The 16,677-nt window shown below is 72.8% G+C and carries 17 protein-coding genes; 13 read left to right on the top strand and 4 right to left on the bottom strand.

Features of this window, described 5'->3' with window-relative positions:
- On the bottom strand, positions 1-336 hold a 336-nt coding region (locus tag DLJ47_RS34405; RefSeq protein WP_109906435.1), incomplete at its 3' end, for a hypothetical protein.
- A 179-nt stretch (positions 337-515) separates the two neighbouring features.
- Here DLJ47_RS34405 and lpdA point away from each other — a divergent pair.
- Positions 516-1,907 (top strand): dihydrolipoyl dehydrogenase, encoded by a 1,392-nt coding sequence (lpdA, locus tag DLJ47_RS34400; protein WP_109906431.1) that lies wholly within the window; start codon positions 516-518, stop codon positions 1,905-1,907.
- A 73-nt stretch (positions 1,908-1,980) separates the two neighbouring features.
- Entirely contained in the window at positions 1,981-3,807 is a 1,827-nt protein-coding gene (gene sucB / locus DLJ47_RS34395; RefSeq protein WP_109906429.1) for a 2-oxoglutarate dehydrogenase, E2 component, dihydrolipoamide succinyltransferase, read from the top strand.
- Between the two features lie 64 nt (positions 3,808-3,871).
- On the opposite strand, the gene DLJ47_RS34390 is transcribed toward sucB, so the two are convergent.
- A complete protein-coding gene (locus tag DLJ47_RS34390; RefSeq protein ID WP_109906427.1) occupies positions 3,872-4,819 on the bottom strand; it encodes an SDR family NAD(P)-dependent oxidoreductase in 948 nt (315 codons plus the stop codon).
- 185 nt (positions 4,820-5,004) lie between these two features.
- Between DLJ47_RS34390 and DLJ47_RS34385 the strand changes: the two genes are divergently transcribed.
- The 6 genes from DLJ47_RS34385 (at position 5,005) to DLJ47_RS34360 (ending at position 9,720) form a co-directional block, all read left to right on the top strand.
- The gene (locus DLJ47_RS34385) at positions 5,005-5,583 is read left to right on the top strand and encodes a TetR/AcrR family transcriptional regulator (protein WP_199236127.1); all 579 of its coding nucleotides are present in this window, start codon (positions 5,005-5,007) and stop codon (positions 5,581-5,583) included.
- Positions 5,584-5,630: 47 nt separating this feature from the next.
- Positions 5,631-6,962 carry a low temperature requirement protein A gene (locus DLJ47_RS34380; RefSeq protein WP_109906423.1) on the top strand — a complete coding sequence of 444 codons (1,332 nt, stop codon included), beginning with the start codon at positions 5,631-5,633 and terminating at the stop codon, positions 6,960-6,962.
- Between the two features lie 40 nt (positions 6,963-7,002).
- Complete coding sequence (locus tag DLJ47_RS34375) at positions 7,003-7,272, top strand: type II toxin-antitoxin system Phd/YefM family antitoxin (protein ID WP_233258176.1); 270 nt, start codon at positions 7,003-7,005, stop codon at positions 7,270-7,272.
- Positions 7,262-7,678: a type II toxin-antitoxin system VapC family toxin gene (locus DLJ47_RS34370; RefSeq protein WP_109906419.1), complete on the top strand. Its 417-nt coding sequence runs from the start codon at positions 7,262-7,264 to the stop codon at positions 7,676-7,678. The genes DLJ47_RS34375 and DLJ47_RS34370 overlap by 11 nt, the downstream gene beginning before the upstream one ends.
- Positions 7,679-7,770: 92 nt before the next feature.
- Positions 7,771-8,694 (top strand): TIGR03621 family F420-dependent LLM class oxidoreductase, encoded by a 924-nt coding sequence (locus DLJ47_RS34365; protein WP_109906417.1) that lies wholly within the window; start codon positions 7,771-7,773, stop codon positions 8,692-8,694.
- A 213-nt stretch (positions 8,695-8,907) separates the two neighbouring features.
- Positions 8,908-9,720, top strand: coding sequence for a class I SAM-dependent methyltransferase (locus DLJ47_RS34360; RefSeq protein WP_109906415.1), 813 nt, complete (start codon positions 8,908-8,910; stop codon positions 9,718-9,720).
- A 98-nt stretch (positions 9,721-9,818) separates the two neighbouring features.
- On the opposite strand, the gene DLJ47_RS34355 is transcribed toward DLJ47_RS34360, so the two are convergent.
- On the bottom strand, positions 9,819-10,175 hold the full coding sequence (locus DLJ47_RS34355) for a MerR family transcriptional regulator (RefSeq protein WP_109906413.1): 357 nt from the start codon (positions 10,173-10,175) through the stop codon (positions 9,819-9,821).
- Positions 10,176-10,228: 53 nt separating this feature from the next.
- Here DLJ47_RS34355 and DLJ47_RS34350 point away from each other — a divergent pair, with 53 nt between their 5' ends.
- Both DLJ47_RS34350 and DLJ47_RS34345 read left to right on the top strand, forming a co-directional pair.
- Positions 10,229-11,230: an aldo/keto reductase gene (locus DLJ47_RS34350; protein WP_109906411.1), complete on the top strand. Its 1,002-nt coding sequence runs from the start codon at positions 10,229-10,231 to the stop codon at positions 11,228-11,230.
- Positions 11,231-11,288: 58 nt separating this feature from the next.
- The gene (locus DLJ47_RS34345; RefSeq protein ID WP_109906433.1) at positions 11,289-12,188 is read left to right on the top strand and encodes a TIGR01777 family oxidoreductase; all 900 of its coding nucleotides are present in this window, start codon (positions 11,289-11,291) and stop codon (positions 12,186-12,188) included.
- Positions 12,189-12,254: 66 nt separating this feature from the next.
- On the opposite strand, the gene DLJ47_RS34340 is transcribed toward DLJ47_RS34345, so the two are convergent.
- Positions 12,255-13,415 carry an extracellular catalytic domain type 1 short-chain-length polyhydroxyalkanoate depolymerase gene (locus tag DLJ47_RS34340; protein WP_109906409.1) on the bottom strand — a complete coding sequence of 387 codons (1,161 nt, stop codon included), beginning with the start codon at positions 13,413-13,415 and terminating at the stop codon, positions 12,255-12,257.
- 254 nt (positions 13,416-13,669) lie between these two features.
- Between DLJ47_RS34340 and DLJ47_RS34335 the strand changes: the two genes are divergently transcribed.
- The 3 genes from DLJ47_RS34335 (at position 13,670) to DLJ47_RS34325 (ending at position 16,674) form a co-directional block, all read left to right on the top strand.
- Positions 13,670-15,490 carry a DUF2079 domain-containing protein gene (locus DLJ47_RS34335; protein ID WP_109906407.1) on the top strand — a complete coding sequence of 607 codons (1,821 nt, stop codon included), beginning with the start codon at positions 13,670-13,672 and terminating at the stop codon, positions 15,488-15,490.
- A 140-nt stretch (positions 15,491-15,630) separates the two neighbouring features.
- A complete protein-coding gene (gene lipB, locus DLJ47_RS34330) occupies positions 15,631-16,269 on the top strand; it encodes a lipoyl(octanoyl) transferase LipB (protein WP_109906405.1) in 639 nt (212 codons plus the stop codon).
- Positions 16,270-16,275: 6 nt separating this feature from the next.
- Positions 16,276-16,674, top strand: coding sequence for a VOC family protein (locus DLJ47_RS34325; RefSeq protein ID WP_109906403.1), 399 nt, complete (start codon positions 16,276-16,278; stop codon positions 16,672-16,674).
- Positions 16,675-16,677 lie beyond the last annotated feature (3 nt).

Genomic DNA, 16,677 nt, shown 5'->3' with positions numbered 1-16,677 from the left:
GAGACAGCAGTAGAGGTCGGGGCGGCGCTTGCGGCGTTCGTTGAAGTCGCGCATCCGCTGGGGATAGCCCATCAGGCGGACGTCGTAGACGGGGATGCCCATCCGGTGGGCGAACCGGCGGGCGCCGTCCGGGCCGTCGATCCGGCGGCGGGTCCACTCCCCGTCGTCGGCGATCAGCATCACCGTGGTCTCGGTGACCGTGGTCCGCGGCTCGATGTACGCCTCGACCCCGCGCCTGGTCCGGACAAAGTTCTCAAGATGCTCCAGATCGGCGCTATCGGCGGCGCGGTCGAGGCTCGTCGCGCGCGCCTGCTTGCGTCGTCGGAACAGTCCCACCGACCCGTCTCCCCACAGTGCGTCCATCGAAGGTCGCGCCAAGCGTACGTGTCACGGACGTGTCGTTGGGCACCTCACTACGCGCCCTGTGCCCGGTGGTGACAAGATGACCGAGGTGGGGTGTGTCCGTGTGACCCCGCCGTGACCCCCGATGCAGCGACGCGACCTGGGAGTTGGACGTGAGCGAGCCGAACGACGCAACCTTCGACATCGTCATCCTCGGAGGTGGCAGCGGCGGCTACGCGGCGGCGCTGCGGGCCGCCCAGCTGAACCTCTCCGTCGCGCTGGTCGAGAAGGGCAAGCTCGGCGGCACCTGCCTGCACAACGGCTGCATCCCGACCAAGGCCCTGCTGCACGCCGCCGAGATCGCCGACCAGACCCGCGAGTCGGAGCAGTTCGGCGTGAAGGCCGAGCTGGTCGGCATCGACATGGCGGCGGTCAACTCGTACAAGGACGGCGTCATCGCCCGGCTCTACAAGGGTCTGCAGGGCCTGGTCGGCGGCGCCAAGAACATCACCTTCGTGGCCGGCGCCGGCAAGCTGGTCGGCAAGAACGTCGTCGAGGTCGACGGCAAGCGCTACACCGGCCGCAACGTCGTGCTGGCCTCCGGCTCGTACGCCAAGAGCCTGCCCGGCCTGGAGATCGACGGCGAGCGGATCATCACCAGCGACCACGCGCTGACCCTGGACCGGGTCCCGTCCTCGGCGATCGTGCTCGGCGGCGGCGTGATCGGCGTCGAGTTCGCCAGCGTGTGGAAGTCCTTCGGCGTGGACGTGACGATCATCGAGGCGCTGCCCCGGCTGGTGGCCGCCGAGGACGAGGAGTCGTCGAAGGCGCTGGAGCGGGCCTTCCGCAAGCGGAAGATCAACTTCAAGGTCGGCAAGCCGTTCGAGAAGGTCGAGAAGACCGACAACGGCGTCAAGGTGACCATCGCCGGCGGCGAGACCGTCGAGGCCGAACTGCTGCTGGTGGCCGTCGGCCGCGGCCCGAACACCGCCAACCTCGGCTACGAGGAGCAGGGCGTCAAGATGGACCGCGGCTACGTGCTGACCGACGAGCGGCTGCGCACCAGCGTGCCGAACGTCTACGCGGTCGGCGACATCGTGCCCGGCCTCCAGCTCGCGCACCGCGGCTTCCAGCAGGGCATCTTCGTCGCCGAGGAGATCGCCGGCCAGAACCCGGCCGTGATCGACGAGGCCGGCATCCCGCGGGTCACCTACTCCGACCCGGAGCTGGCGTCGGTCGGCCTCACCGAGGCGAAGGCCAAGGAGCAGTACGGCGCCGACAAGGTCAAGACGTACAACTACAACCTGGGTGGCAACGGCAAGAGCCAGATCCTCAAGACGGCCGGCTTCGTGAAGCTGGTCCGGGTGGAGGACGGCCCGGTGGTCGGCGTGCACATGGTCGGCGCCCGGGTCGGTGAGCTGGTCGGCGAGGCGCAGCTCATCTACAACTGGGAGGCGTACCCGGCCGAGGTGGCGCAGCTCGTGCACGCCCACCCGACGCAGAACGAGGCCCTGGGCGAGGCGCACCTGGCCCTCGCCGGCAAGCCGCTGCACGCGCACGCCTGATCGAGAACTGATTCCGCGGCGTCCGGCGGCAGACGGGCGAGATCGCACCAGGGGAATGAAGGAGTCTTAAGAGATGCCGGTATCGGTCACCATGCCCCGGCTCGGCGAGAGCGTCACCGAGGGCACCGTCACGCGCTGGCTCAAGCAGGAGGGCGACACCGTCGAGGTCGACGAGCCGCTGCTCGAGGTGTCGACGGACAAGGTCGACACCGAGATCCCGTCCCCCGCGGCGGGTGTGCTGAGCCGGATCGTGGTCGGCGAGGACGAGACCGCCGAGGTCGGCAGCGAGCTGGCCGTGATCTCCGGTGAGGGCGAGGCGGCCGGCGGCGGCGAGGCCGCCCCGCAGCAGGAGCAGCCGGCCGAGCAGGCCGCCGAGGCGGCCGCGGAGCCGCAGGCCGAGGCCGAGCAGCCGGCCGTCGAGGAGCCGGCGCCGGCCCAGGCCGCCCCGGCGCCGTCGGGCGGGGGCACGCCGGTCACCATGCCGGCCCTCGGCGAGAGCGTCACCGAGGGTACGGTCACCCGCTGGCTCAAGCAGGTCGGCGAGACCGTCGAGGCGGACGAGCCGCTGCTGGAGGTCTCCACCGACAAGGTGGACACCGAGATCCCGTCCCCGGTCGCCGGCACCGTCCTGGAGATCAAGGTCGCCGAGGACGAGACCGCCGCGGTCGGCGCCGAGCTGGCCGTGATCGGTGCCGCCGGCGCGGCTCCGGCCGAGGCGAAGCCCGAGCCGAAGCCGCAGCCCGAGGCGAAGCCGGAGCCCAAGGCCGAGGCCAAGCCCGAGCCCAAGCCGGAGCCGAAGCCCGAGCCGCAGGTGCAGGAGCCGACGCCGGGGTTGTCCTACAACGAGCCGGCGGCGGAGGCCGAGGTCGCGGCCCAGCCGGCGCAGGCCGAGCAGCGGGCCACTCCCCCGGCCCCCACGGCGACCCCGCAGCGCCCGTCCGCGCCCGCCCAGGGTGGGGGCGAGGAGGCGGCCGGCTACGTGACCCCGCTGGTGCGCAAGCTGGCCAGCGAGCACGGCGTCGACCTGTCCTCGGTGAACGGCACCGGCGTGGGTGGCCGGATCCGCAAGCAGGACGTGCTGGAGGCGGCCGAGCGGGCCAAGGCGGCTCCGGCTCCGGCGCAGCCGGCCCCGGCGGCGGCCCCGGCCAAGCCGGCCGCGAAGCCGACCCCGAGCACGAAGCGGGGCACCACCGAGAAGCTGCCGCGGATCCGCAAGGCCATCGCCACGCGGATGCACGAGTCGCTGCACGAGATGGCGCAGCTCACCACGGTGGTCGAGGTGGACGTCACCAAGATCGCCAAGCTGCGGGCCCGGGCCAAGGACTCCTTCCTCCAGCGGCACGGCGTGAAGCTGTCCTTCCTGCCGTTCTTCGCCCTCGCGGCGATCGAGGCGCTGCAGACGTACCCGATCGTCAACGCCCGGATGGACCTCGAGGGCGGGACGATCACCTACCCGGACGCGGAGCACCTCGGCATCGCCGTGGACACCGAGCGGGGCCTGCTGGTGCCGGTCATCCACAACGCCGGTGACCTGAACCTGGGCGGGATCGCCAAGCGGGTGGCCGACCTGGCCGAGCGCACCCGGACCAACAAGATCAGCCCGGACGAGATCGCCGGGGCGACCTTCACGCTGACCAACACCGGCAGCCGGGGCGCCCTGTTCGACACCCCGATCGTGCCGTCGCCGCAGTCGGCGATGCTCGGCACGGGTGCCGTGGTCAAGCGCCCGGTCGTGGTCAACGACCCGGAGCTGGGCGAGGTGGTCGCGGTCCGGTCGATGATCTACCTGGCCCTCTCCTACGACCACCGGCTGATCGACGGCGCCGACGCGGCGCGGTTCCTGGCCGCGGTCAAGGAGCGGCTGGAGGCCGGCAACTTCGAGGCCGAGCTCGGCCTGTAGTTCGGTAGTACGCGAAAGGGCGCCCCGGTGACCGGGGCGCCCTTTTCGTCGTGCCTGCGGGCGGTCAGGCCGCCCGCAGGGTCTCCTCCGTGACCTGCCAGAGCCGCTCGGCGGCCTCCGGGTCCCGGGCGTACGGGGCGTAGCCGGTGCGGGTGCCCGGCTGGTTCGGGCCGGCCTCCTGGCAGTCCTCGAAGTAGCGTCCGCCGACGCCGTTCAGCAGCGGCGACGTGGCGACCAGCACCGAGGTGGCGGCGCCCTGCTCCGGGGTCTTCCACTGCGCGGCCCCGCCGCCGCTCTGCGCCCGCATCCGGGCCAGTTCCTCGTCGCTGACGTAGCGCTGGAGGTTGGTCCGGATCGCGCCCGGCATCAGCGCGTTGACCAGGATGCCGTCGTCGGCCCAGCGTCGGGTCGCGTCCACCGCGAAGAGCACGTTGGCCGTCTTGGACTGCCCGTACGCCAGCCACGGGTCGTACGGGCGGCGCGCGAAGTGGATGTCCTCGAAGACCACCGGCGAGCGCAGGTGGGCGGCCGAGCTGACCGAGACGACGCGCGCGCCGCCGGCCGCGGCCAGCGACCGGTGCAGCCCGGTGGTCAGCGCGAAGTGGCCCAGGTGGTTGGTGGCGAACTGCATCTCCCAGCCCTGCGGGGTGCGCATCTCCGGGGAGGCCATGATGCCGGCGTTGTTGACCAGGATGTGCAGCGGGCCGTCCCAGGTCGACACGAAGGTGGCCACCGACGCCAGGTCGGCCAGGTCGAGCGGGGCGACGAGGACCCGGTCGTTGCCCGTACTGCCGGTGATCTCCGCGGCGGCCCGCTGGCCGGCCTCGGGGTTGCGTACCGCCAGGGTGACGTCGGCTCCGGCGGCGGCGAGCGCGCGGGCGGTCTCCACGCCGATGCCGGAAGCGCCGCCGGTGACGACGGCTCGCCGCCCGGCGAGGTCGATGCCCCGCACCACCTCCAGGGCCGTGCTCTCGCGGGTGAAGGGCGTGCTGACAGGTGTGCTGGTAGTCATGATCCGTCCTTGTCCGGCCCGGCGCGGACCCGCACCCGGCCGCTACGATGAGAAGCGGAGGACCCTCCGTTACGGTCGAGACTAACCGGAGGAGCCTCCGTTTGCCAACCGGTCCCGCGAGCCGGACGCCGACCTGCGGGCCGTGGACGCCGACCTGCGGGCCGTGGACGACACCAGGAGGAGCCGTGCCGGAGAACGCCCCCCGACCGTTGCGCGCCGACGCGCGACGCAACCGCGAGCGACTGCTCGACGCCGCGGTACGGGCGTTTTCCCGACCGGGCGCGGAGGTAACCCTGGACGCCGTGGCCAAGGACGCCGGGGTCGGCATCGGCACCCTCTACCGCCACTTCCCCACCCGGGAGGCGCTGGTCGAGGCGGCGTACCGCAACGAGTTGGCCAAGCTCTGCGACTCGGCGGAGGACCTGCTCGGGCAGTTGCCGCCCGATGCGGCCACCCGGGCCTGGATGGACCGGTTCGTCGACTACCTCGCCACCAAGCGCGGCATGGCTGACGCGCTGCGGATGGTGATCGCCGCCGGCAGCAACCCGTACGCGCAGAGCCGCGACCGGCTGATCGCCACGCTCACCCGGCTGCTCGACGCGGCCGCCGCGGCCGGCGCGGTGCGGTCGGACGTCCGGCCGGAGGACGTGCTGGCCGGGCTGAGCGGGGTCTCCCTCGCCGCGGGTGAGCCGGCCCAGCGGGAGCAGGCGAGCCGACTGCTCGACCTGTTGATGGACGGCCTGCGGTACCGGGCGCCGGGCTGAGCCGAATTTGGCCTCCCCGGTGGTGGGCGCGCTGCGACAGTGGGTTGATGGGCGGAGACCGGTGGCGCGGACGGTTGGGCCCAGCCATCTCGATCGCCCCCGGCGCCCGGGTGGACCGGTTCGAGCTCTTCTTCGACCTGGTCTTCGTCTTCTCGTTCTTCATCATCACCCGGGCCACCGCGATGGACGTCACCGGCCGCAGCCTGCTGCACGCCATGCTGGTGCTCGCCGTGCTCTGGTGGGTCTGGGTGGTGCACTGCGTGGTGGCCACCCGGGTCCGGCTCGGCGAGGGCTTCGTCCCGGCGCTGATGGTCCTCGCCATGGCGGCCCTGTTCTGCTTCGCGCTCTCGCTGCCCCAGGCGTTCGACCCGACGCAGGAGATGGCCGCCGGGCCGATGGTGGTCGCGATCAGCTACCTGGTGATCCGGGCCGTGCACCTGCTGCTCTACTGGCACGTCGCCAAGGAGCGGCCCGGCGAGCGCCGGCTGCTGCTGAAGTACTCGCCCGAACTGGTGGCCAGCACGCTGCTGCTCGTCGCCGCCGCGCTGATCCCACCGCTGATCGACGATCCCGGCCTCGCCGACGGGGTGCGGGACGGCCTCTGGGTCAGCGTGGTCGTGCTCCAGTACGGCATGGGTCTGGTCGCCGGGGCCTGGGGCTGGACGGTGACCTCGGCGGAACACTGGACCGAGCGGTACGACCTCATCCTGATCATCGCCCTGGGCGAGTCGGTGATCTCGGTCGGCGTCGGCAGCAACCTGCTCGGCCAGCCGCCGACCTGGCCGGCCGTCGCGGCGGCGGTGCTCGGCATCTTCTTCACCGCCGCGCTCTGGTGGGCGCACTACGACGTGGTCGGGCCGGCCGCCCGGATCGCGCTGCACGTGGCGAAGGGCCGCTCCCGGGTCGCCATGGCGCGGGACGCCTACGCCTATTTCTACCTCGTGATGATCGCCGGCATCATCCTGTTCGCGCTGGGCGCCGAGGAGATCGTGCACGACGTCGCCAACCCCCACGTGCCGCTGTCCGAGCCGCCGCACGGCCCGGGCGTCGAGCTGCTCTTCGGCGGCGTTGTCTGCTACCTCTCCGCCAACATGCTCTTCCAACTGCGCACCCTGCACACGCTCTCCTGGAGCCGGCTCGGCACGGTGGTGCTGCTGATCGCCGCCATCCCGGTCGCCGGGCGGCTGCCCGGGCTCGCCGCGCTCGCCCTGCTGACCGCGATCTGCGTGGGGCTGGTGACGGTCGAGGTGGTGGTGATGGCCGACTCCCGGCGCGCCCTGCGTGACGTGGTCTTCCAGGAGAAGGCCGAGCACGAGGCGCACGAGGCCGCCGTCCGCGCCCGCTGGCACGACCACACCGAGAACGAGCCGTCGACCTAAGCCGTAGCACCTTGTAGCACACCCGACTACACTGCTCAGTGTGGCCGAGCACGCTCATCGAGAGATTACGCAGCGCGAACTCCGCAACGAGTCCGGCGCGATCATGCGTGGAGTCGAGCGCGGGGAGTCTTTCACCATCACCCGTAACGGCACACCGATAGGCAAGCTCATTCCGCTCCGCCGGCGCACCTTCGTGCCGCGCGCCGAGGTGCTCGCCGCCTTCGCCACCGCGCCACAACTCGACGCGGAGAAGTTCCGTCGTGACATCGACTCGTCGGTCGAGCAGGACCCGTTCAGTCGTGAGTGGTGACTCGCCCGTCCGCGGCCTGATCGACACCAACATCGTCATCCATCTCGGCGCCCTCGATCCGCAGGAACTGCCCGAGGAATTGGTGATCAGCGCCGTCACGCTCGCCGAACTCTCCGCCGGCCCGCATCACGCCGACGACCGGGTCGAGCGCGCCCGACGGACCAGCGTTCTCCAGCATGCCGAGGCCACCTTCGAGCCGCTGCCGTTCGACGCTGAGGCCGCCCGGGCCTTCGGCATGATCACCGGCGCCGTCCTCGCCACCGGACGCACCACCCGCCGTCGGCTCGCGGACCTGATGATCGCTTCCATCGCCTATGCGAACGGCCTGCCGCTCTATACCACCAACCCGAGTGACTTCCTCGGCCTGGAAGAGCTGATCACGATCCAGCCGCTCCGCCGCCCATAAGGCTGTCGACGACCCGCCGCGAGGATATGCCGGTAGCAGAATCGAGGCGGACCGGGTGGCCGGTCGGGCCGCGCGGGCGGCAGGGTGGGCGAATGGCGATCTTCTCCCTCCAGGCCCAGCCCACCGACGGCCCGGGCTGGCTCGACCTCGCCCGGCGGGCCGAGGCGGCCGGCTACGACGCGCTGCTCGCCGCCGACCACCCCGGCGCGGTCGCGTCGCCCTTCGTCGCCCTCGCCGCGGCGGCCGCGGTGACCTCCACGATCGGCCTCGGGTCGTACGTGTCGAACGCCGGGGTCCGCGAGCCGATGCTGCTCGCCTCGGATGTGGCCACCCTCGATTTGCTCTCCGGCGGCCGGGCGCGGCTCGGTCTCGGTGCCGGTCACACCCCGGCCGAGTGGCGCGCGGTCGGCCGCGAGCGCCCCGACGTCGCCGGCCGGGTCCGCCGCTGCGTGGCCGTCGCCGAGGCGGTGCGGGCCCTCCTCGACGGCGAGGAGGTCAGCGTCGACACCCCGGAGCTGGCGATGCGGGCCGCCCGGCTGGACAACCCGCGCCCGGCTCAGCGGCGGATCCCGCTCACCTTCGGCGGGGCGAACTCCACGCTGCTGCGCTGGGCGGGCGCGCACGCCGACGTGGTCGGGCTGGCCGGGCTGGGCCGTACCCTGCCCGACGGGCACCAGCACGAGGTGCGCTGGCGCGCGGCGGAGATCGAGCACCAGTTGGCGTGCGTGGCCGCCGGGGCGGCCGGGCGGGCCGAGCCGCCGGTGCTGGAGGCCCTGGTGCAGCAGGTCGTGGTGACCGACGACGCCGAGGCGGCTGCCGCGAAGACCGCCGAGGAGACCGGCCTGACCGCCGCCGAACTGCTGGCCACCCCGTTCGTGCTGATCGGCACCGAGGACGAGATCGTCGCCGCGGTCGCCGAGCACCGGCGCCGCTGGGGCGTCACCCGCTTCGTCGTACGCGCCGACGCGCTCGACCCGCTCGCCCCGGTGCTGGCTCGCCTGGCGAACGGCGGCTGAGTGACCGACCCTTCCGGCGGCGATGTGGCGGTCGCCCCAACACGTGAGTGGTGTTCATGCCACACAGGCATATTTATGCCACACAGGAATATTCAACGTCGCTGGCATCGACCTGCAGCGCGGGCACGATGTCGTCGGCGCGATGCACATCCCCGCACAGCAATTGACGATCCGCTAGGTTGAGGCACTCAAGATCTACCTCTGGGCGGACCGGTGACGACAGCCTTCGACGATCATGAGCGGTCCCGCTGGGCCGGGCGCGCCGCAGCGTACGAGCGCAGTTTCGCCGCCCTCTGCGCCCATCCGGCAGTGTCGTTGCTGGATGCCGCCGGCGTCGCAGCCGGCACGCGAGTGCTGGACGCCGGCACCGGGCCCGGGACGGTGGCGGCCCTGGCGCACGCCCGGGGCGCCACCGTCATCGCCGTCGACGCCGAGCCCAGCATGGTCGAGGCGGCACGCCGCCGGGTCCCCGCGGCCGAGGAGGTGCGGCAGGCGGCGCTGCCCCACCTGCCGTTTCCCGACGACCACGTCGACGCGGCCGTCGCCAACTTCGTGCTGAACCACGTCGGCGATCCCGCGGCAGCGTTGGCCGAGCTGCGCCGCGTGGTCCGGGCTCCGGGCCGGATCGCGGTGACCATCTGGCCCCATCCCCCGCCGCCGCTTCAGCGGCTCTGGGGCCAGATCTTCGACGCGGCGGGCGTCGAACGGCCGGCGGTGATGCCGAGGCTCGATGCGGACAAGGACTTCCCGCGCACCGCCGAGGGCCTGTCCGGCCTGCTGACCGGGGTCGGGCTGACCGACGTGCGGTGCGAGACGCTCAGCTGGGTGCACCGCACCGACCCCGAGGACTGGTGGAGCGGCCCGGCCAACGGCATCGGCGCGCTGGGGCTGCTGATGGCGGACCAGCCACCGGAGGCGGTCGCCCGCATCCGCGCCCAGTACGACCGCCTCACCGACGACTTCCGCGACGGCGGCCTCCTGACCCTCCCCACCGCGGCCCTCCTCGCCTCAGCCGCCGTCACCTAGCCCTCGCCGCCCGCCGCCCCATGATCGTCTGATCGGGAGCAGGGCGCAGGGCCGGTTCAGCCCCTGCGGAACGTCATCCGATCATCGGGGCAGGCCGCTCACCGGCGGTCGTAGAAGCGGATCTTCTCGCGGAGGTGGTCGTACTGGCGTTGGAGCAGGCGCATCTGCTCCTCGACGCGCTCGGCGTGCCGCTGGAGCAGCGCCTTCCGCTCGTCGGTGGTGTGGTCGCCCGCCCGGGCGAGTTCGGCGTAGCGGCACATCTCGGCGATCGGCATGCCGGTGTCGCGCAGGCAGCGGAACAGCACCAGCCAGCTGAGGTCCTCGTCGGTGAAGACCCGCCGCCCACCCGAGGTGCGGCCGACGCCGCTGAGCAGGCCGATCTTCTCGTAGTACCGGAGGGTGTCAAGGCTGAAGCCACTGCGCCGGGCGGCTTCGGAGGGGGCGTAGCCGGACATGGCGGCAGCGTAACGCTTGACCTGGAGCGCGCTCCAGGTTGAAAGCTGGGCGCATGACGATGACACGGACACTGGGTCGCAGCGGAATCGAGGTCAGCGCGCTCGGCATGGGGTGCTGGGCGATCGGTGGACCACTGTGGGGCGACGGCGGCCAGCCGTTCGGCTGGGGCGAGGTCGACGACGACGAGTCCGTCCGCACCATCCACGCCGCGCTCGACGCGGGCGTGACGCTCTTCGACACCGCCAGCAACTACGGCGCCGGGCACAGCGAGCGGATCCTCGGCCGGGCGCTCGCCGGCCGCCGCGACCGGGCGGTGATCGCCACCAAGTTCGGCAACCGCGCCGACGAGGCGTCCCGGCGGTGGATCGGCACCGACGCCAGCCCCGCCTACTGCGTGCAGAGCCTGGAGGAGTCGCTGCGCCGGCTCGGCACCGACCACGTCGACCTCTACCAACTGCACATCAACGACCTGCCGGCCACCGCCGCGCTCGACCTGGTCGACACGCTGGAGGACCTGGTCGGCCAGGGCAAGATCCGGGCGTACGGGTGGAGCACCGACAACCCCGCCTCGGCGGCGGCGTTCGCGCAGGCCGGCCCGCACTGCGCGGCGATCCAGCACGACCAGTCGGTGCTGCTGGATAATGCCGCGACGCTGGCCGTCTGCGAGGCGTACGACCTGGCCAGCCTGAACCGGGGGCCGCTGGCGATGGGGCTGCTCACCGGCTCGACCCGGGCGGTCGGGCGGGACGACGTACGCGGGATGGCGCCGGAGTGGCTGGTCTGGTTCACCGACGGGCGGCCGACGCCGGCCTGGGCGGCCCGGGTCGAGCAGATCCGGGCGGCGCTCACCGCGGACGGCCGTACCCTCGGCCAGGGCGCGCTCGGCTGGCTGCTGGCCCGCAGCCCACGGACGGTACCGATCCCGGGCTGCCGCACCGTGGCCCAGGCCGCGGAGAACTTCGCCACGCTCGCCCTCGGCCCGCTGCCCGACGACGCGTACGCGGAGGTCGAGCGACTGCTGGCCGACCTGCGGCAGCCGTCACCGGTGGGTTGAGAGAAGCTCCACGCGACTCAACGCATCCGGGTCGCCTCCCGTATCCGAAGATATGAGCATGCGGATCCTGATGGCCGGCGCGTCCGGCTTCCTCGGCACCCGCCTGGCCGATCGGCTCGTCGCCGACGGGCACCAGGTCACCCGGCTGGTCCGGCGTCCACCCCGCGGCCCGGACGAACGGCAGTGGAACCCGTCGGCGGCGCAGCTCGACCCGGCGGTGGTCGGCGAGTCCGACGCGGTGGTCAACCTGGCCGGCGCCGGGGTCGGCGACCGGCGCTGGAACGACGCGTACCGGCAGCTCATCCGGTCCAGCCGGGTGGACACCACCACCACGCTGGCGATCACCATCGCCGGCCTGCCGGCGGCGGACCGGCCGAAGGCGCTGCTCAACGCGTCGGCCGTCGGCTGGTACGGCGACACCGGCGACCGGGCGGTGGAGGAGGACGCGCCGGCCGGCGAGGGCTTCCTGGCCGACGTCTGCCGGGTCTGGGAGGCCGCGACCCGGCCGGCCGAGGACGCGGGCCTACGGGTCGTGCGGATGCGGATCGGGCTGCCGCTGCACCGCGACGGCGGGATGCTCAAGCCGCAGCTGCTGCCGATGCGGCTGGGCATCTCCGGCAAGCTGGGCAGCGGCCGGCAGTGGTGGCCCTGGATCTCGATGGCGGACTGGCTGGCGGCGACCCGGTTCCTGCTCGACTCCGACACCGTCGCCGGACCGGTCAACGTGGTCGGTCCGGCGCCGTCGACCAACGCCGAGTTCACCCGCGAGCTGGCCCGGCAGCTGCACCGCCCGGCGTTCATGCCGATCCCGGCGCTGGCGCTGAAGGTGGTGCTCGGCGGCTTCTCCGTCGAGGCCCTCTCCAGCTCCCGCGTCCTGCCCGCCGCCCTCACCGCCGCCGGCTTCACCTACCGCCACCCGGACCTGGCCAGCGCGCTGCGCGCCGCCCTCGCCGAGTGACACGGAGGGCCCCTCCCGCCGGAAGGGCCCTCCCACCGGAAGGGCCCTCCGCACTCGGGGGTGGGGTCAGCAGCCGATCACCCAGTGGTTGGGGCCGGTCTGCTTGAGGGTGGTCGTGTAGAAGGTGTTGTAGAGGCCCATCCGCTGGTTGGAGCCGTTGGCGTAGGCGTAGCCGCCGGAGTGGTAGGCGCGGCCGGCGCTGACGTGCGCGTAGTTGCTGGCCGTGACGCAGGTGGCCGGGTCGGTGCCGCCGCCGTTCAGGCCGAAGAAGACCGCGTCCCGGTAGGTCGAGCAGATGGTGTCCAGGAAGTACGCGGCGGCGCTGCCGCACTGCTCGGCGCCGGAGCCGGGGTCGACCGGGGTGCCGTGCCCCATCCCGGAGACCCGGTAGAGGCGGACGGCGTCGTTGCCGTACACCTCGAGGCTGGTGCCGCCGGGCAGCTGGGCGGTGCTGGTCGGGGTCTGTGACACGCCGAGCACGTTGGTCCACTGGTCCCGGGACACGGTCGCGTTCGCCACCGCCACCGTGTAGTCGCTGGTGCCGTGCCAGACCGCGACCCTCGGGCGTGACCCGGAATAGCCGGCGTGGGCGTTGCGCACCAGGTCGCCCCACTGCGCGGGGGTCTTGTCCACCCCCGGGCTCATGCAGGAGAAGGCGTTCACCATTCCGGTGGCGCAGCGGTAGGGAATGCCGGCGATCACCGAACCGGCGGCGAAGACGTCCGGGTAGGTGGCGAGCATGACCGCGCTCATCGCCCCGCCGGCGGAGAGCCCGCTGACGTAGACCCGGTTGGCGGCGGTGCCGTAGCTGCTCTTGGCGTGGTCGACCATCTGCTTGATCGACAGCGCCTCACCCTGACCCCGGGCGGTGTCCCCGGTCTCGAACCAGTTGAAGCAGGTGTTGGCGTTGTTGGCGGACTTCTGCTCCGGCACGATCAGGGCGAACTTCCACTGGTCGGCGTACTTCTGCCAGCCGGAGTTGGCGAAGTAGCCGGCGGCGTTCTGGGTGCAGCCGTGCAGCAGTACCACGGCCGGGGCGTTCGCCGGCAGGTTGTCCGGCCGGTAGGCGTACATGGCGAGGTTGCCGGGGTTCGAACCGAAGCCGGTGACCTGGGTGAGGCTGGCGGCCTGGGCGGGTGCGGCGACGGTCAGCGCCGCCGCGGCGACGAGTACGGCCCCGGCGACAGCGCCGGTGAGCCGGGCGAGCAGGGATGGAGAGCGGCGCACGGGGGCCTCCTGTCGGGGTTGTGAACTGGGTCACCCGCGAATTGCCGCGACGTTACGTCGATGAGTCGACGGTGTGACATGGGGCACGTTCACACATTCACTGTCGTCGAGGTGTGCGCCGGCGGCCCGGCAGCGACCGCGAGCAGGCGTTCCGGTTGGTCGGCCCGCCGGCGCAAGCGAACGACCCCGACACCGCGGCGCCCAGCTTCCGGGTCTGACCGGCGTGTCCAGGTCCGATTGGTAACGTCCGCTGCGTGCCGATCTCCCCGTCTCTGGCGCCCTCGCCCGCCTCGCCGCCGCGCGTCGCCCGCAACCGGCGGGCCGACCTGTACGTGGCGCTGGCCGCGCTGGCGCTCGCCCTCTGGGTGACCAGCGGCCTGTGGCGGGACCCGAACGTCCGCACCATCACCGTCAACTCCAGCGACCAGGCGCTGTTCGAGTGGCTGCTGGCCTTCGGCGGCCACGCGCTGACCCACGGGGAGAACCCGCTCTTCACCAATCTGATCAACGTGCCGGACGGGGTGAACCTCGCGGTCAACACGTCGATCACGGTGTACGCGGCGGTCTTCGCCCCGCTGACCTACCTGATCGGGCCGCCCGCGACGTTCCTGGTGATCCTCACCCTCAACCTGGTCGCCACCGCGCTGGCCTGGTACTGGCTGCTCTCCCGGCACCTGGTCCGCAGCCCGCTCGCCGCCGCGGTCGGCGCGCTGTTCATCGCCTTCTCCCCCGGCATGGTCTCGCACGCCAACGCCCATCTGAACTGGACCGCCGGTTGGCTGGTACCGCTGCTGGTCTGGCGGGTCTTCGCGCTGCGCCGCCGGGAGCACCTGCTGCGCAACGGGGTGGTGCTCGGCGTGCTCGTCGCCGTCGCCTTCTCCATCGCGGCCGAGGGGCTCTTCTTCACCGCGCTCGCGCTCGGCGTCTTCCTCGCCGTCTGGGCGCTGCACCCGGCCCGCCGCGCCGAGGCCCGGGCCGCGCTGCCCAACCTCCTGCGCGGGCTGGCGGTCACCGCCGTGGTGGCCGGGGTGCTGCTGGCCTACCCGCTCTGGCTGCACTTCGCCGGACCGCAGCGGTTCCACGGCACCGGCTTCGACGCGGTGATCCACTCCGAGGACGTGGTCTCGTTCGGGGCGTACCCGCGCCGCTCGCTGGCCGGCGAGGTGGGGCTGGGCACCTGGCTGGCGCCGAACCCGACCGAGGAGAACTCCTTCTTCGGCGTACCGCTGCTGGTGCTGGCGGTGGCCTGCTTCGTGGCGCTGTGGCGGCGCGCGGACCCGGGCCGGCGGGCCACCCTGTGGGCGATCGGCGCCACCGCGGTGGTCTTCACCGTGCTCTCCTTCGGGCCGGAGGCCAAGGTCGACGGCCGCCGCACCGACCTGCCGATGCCCTTCGACCTGGTCGGGCACCTGCCGGTGGTGAACGCCGCCCTGCCGGCGCGGCTGGCGCTGGTGGTGACCCCGATGATCGGGCTGCTGCTGGCGTACGCCGTCGACCAGTTGCAAGCCCACCCGCCCCGGCGCCGGTCGACGCGGCTGGCCTGGGGAATCGGCTTCGCCGCCGCGCTGGTGCCGCTGGTGCCGACCCCGCTGCTGACCGTCGAGCGCGAGCCGATCCCGCGGTTCATCACCGCCGGCACCTGGCGGGAGTACGTCTCGCCGGGCGGGGTGCTCACCCCGGTGCCGCTGACCCTGGACATCTACCCGGACGGCCAGCGCTGGCAGGCGTACGCCCTCGCGCACCGGCAGGGGGAGTTCGCCATCCCGTCGGGGTTCTTCCTGGGACCGGGCGGGCCGGACGGCCGGGGCCGGATCGGCCCGGTCCCCCGCCCGTTCGGTGCGCTGGTGGACCAGGCCGGCCGGTACGGCCTGGTGCCGATCATCACCGCGGGCTCCATCACCGAGGCCCGGGCCGACCTGCGGTACTGGCGGGTCGAGATCGTGGTGCTGCCGGACCGGGTGCACGGGGCGAAGTACGACGTGCACGAGGACGCCGTGCGCCGCACCGTGACCGCGCTGCTCGGCGAGCCGCAGCGGGTGGACGACGTCTGGGTGTGGCGGGTGCCGCCGACCTGACCGCACCACGCCGGCCTCGATCACGCCCCACCGGCGTCATCGTGCCGGGCGGGAATGGCGCTTGGACGGCCGCCGGGACGTGCCCCGCGGTGAGCCGGCTCACCCCAGGTGACCGGCGAGTACGGGTCTAGGCTGAACGCGTGACCACGACGACCCCCGGCCTCACGGCCGTCCGCGCCGGTGTCCTCGACTACCAGGCCGCCTGGGACGAGCAGCGCCGGCTGCACGAGTCGGTGGTGGCCGGCGAGCGCGGCGACACCGTGCTGTTGCTGGAGCACCCGAGCGTCTACACCGCGGGCAAGCGGACCGAACCGTGGGACCGCCCGCTGGACGGCACCCCGGTCATCGACGTCGACCGCGGCGGCAAGATCACCTGGCACGGTCCGGGGCAGCTGGTCGGCTACCCGATCCTGCGCCTGCCCGACCCGGTGGACGTGGTCGCGTACGTCCGCCGCACCGAGCAGCTGCTGATCGACGTGTGCGCCGAGTTCGGGCTGGCCGCCGGCCGGGTCGAGGGGCGCAGCGGGGTGTGGGTGCCGGCGGACGACCGGGGCCCGGCCCGGAAGGTCGCCGCCATCGGCATCCGGGTCGCCCGCGGGGTGACCCTGCACGGCTTCTCCATCAACTGCGACTGCGACCTGGGTCATTTCGACCGGATCGTGCCGTGCGGCATCCGCGACGCCGGGGTCACCTCGCTCACCGCCGAGCTGGGCGGCCCGGTCACCGTGGCCGACGTGCTCCCGGTGGTCGAGCGCCGGCTGCCGACGCTGCTGGCCTGACCACCCGTGGCCGCCCGGATCGACCTGGTCACCCTCGTCGTCGCCGAGTACGACCCGGCGATCGCGTTCTTCACCGAGGTGCTCGGCTTCGAACTGGCCGAGGACTCGCCGTCGCTGACCAACGACGGCCGGCCCAAGCGCTGGGTGGTGGTCCGCCCGCCCGGCGGCGGAACGGGGCTGCTGCTGGCCCGCGCCGACGGCGACCGGCAGCAGGCGGCGGTCGGCGACCAGGTCGCCGGCCGGGTCGGCTTCTTCCTCCAGGTCGACGACTTCGACGCCACCTACCGCCGGATGGTCGACGCCGGCGTCGAGTTCGTCCGCCCGCCGCGCACCGAGCGCTACGGCCGCGTCGCCGTCTTCCGCGACCTCACCGGCAACCTCTGGGACCTCCTCGGCCCCGCCTAGCCC

The organism is Micromonospora sp. S4605, from assembly GCF_003176715.1.
GTDB lineage: Bacteria > Actinomycetota > Actinomycetes > Mycobacteriales > Micromonosporaceae > Micromonospora > Micromonospora echinaurantiaca.
This window is presented reverse-complemented; position numbering and strand designations above follow the sequence as displayed.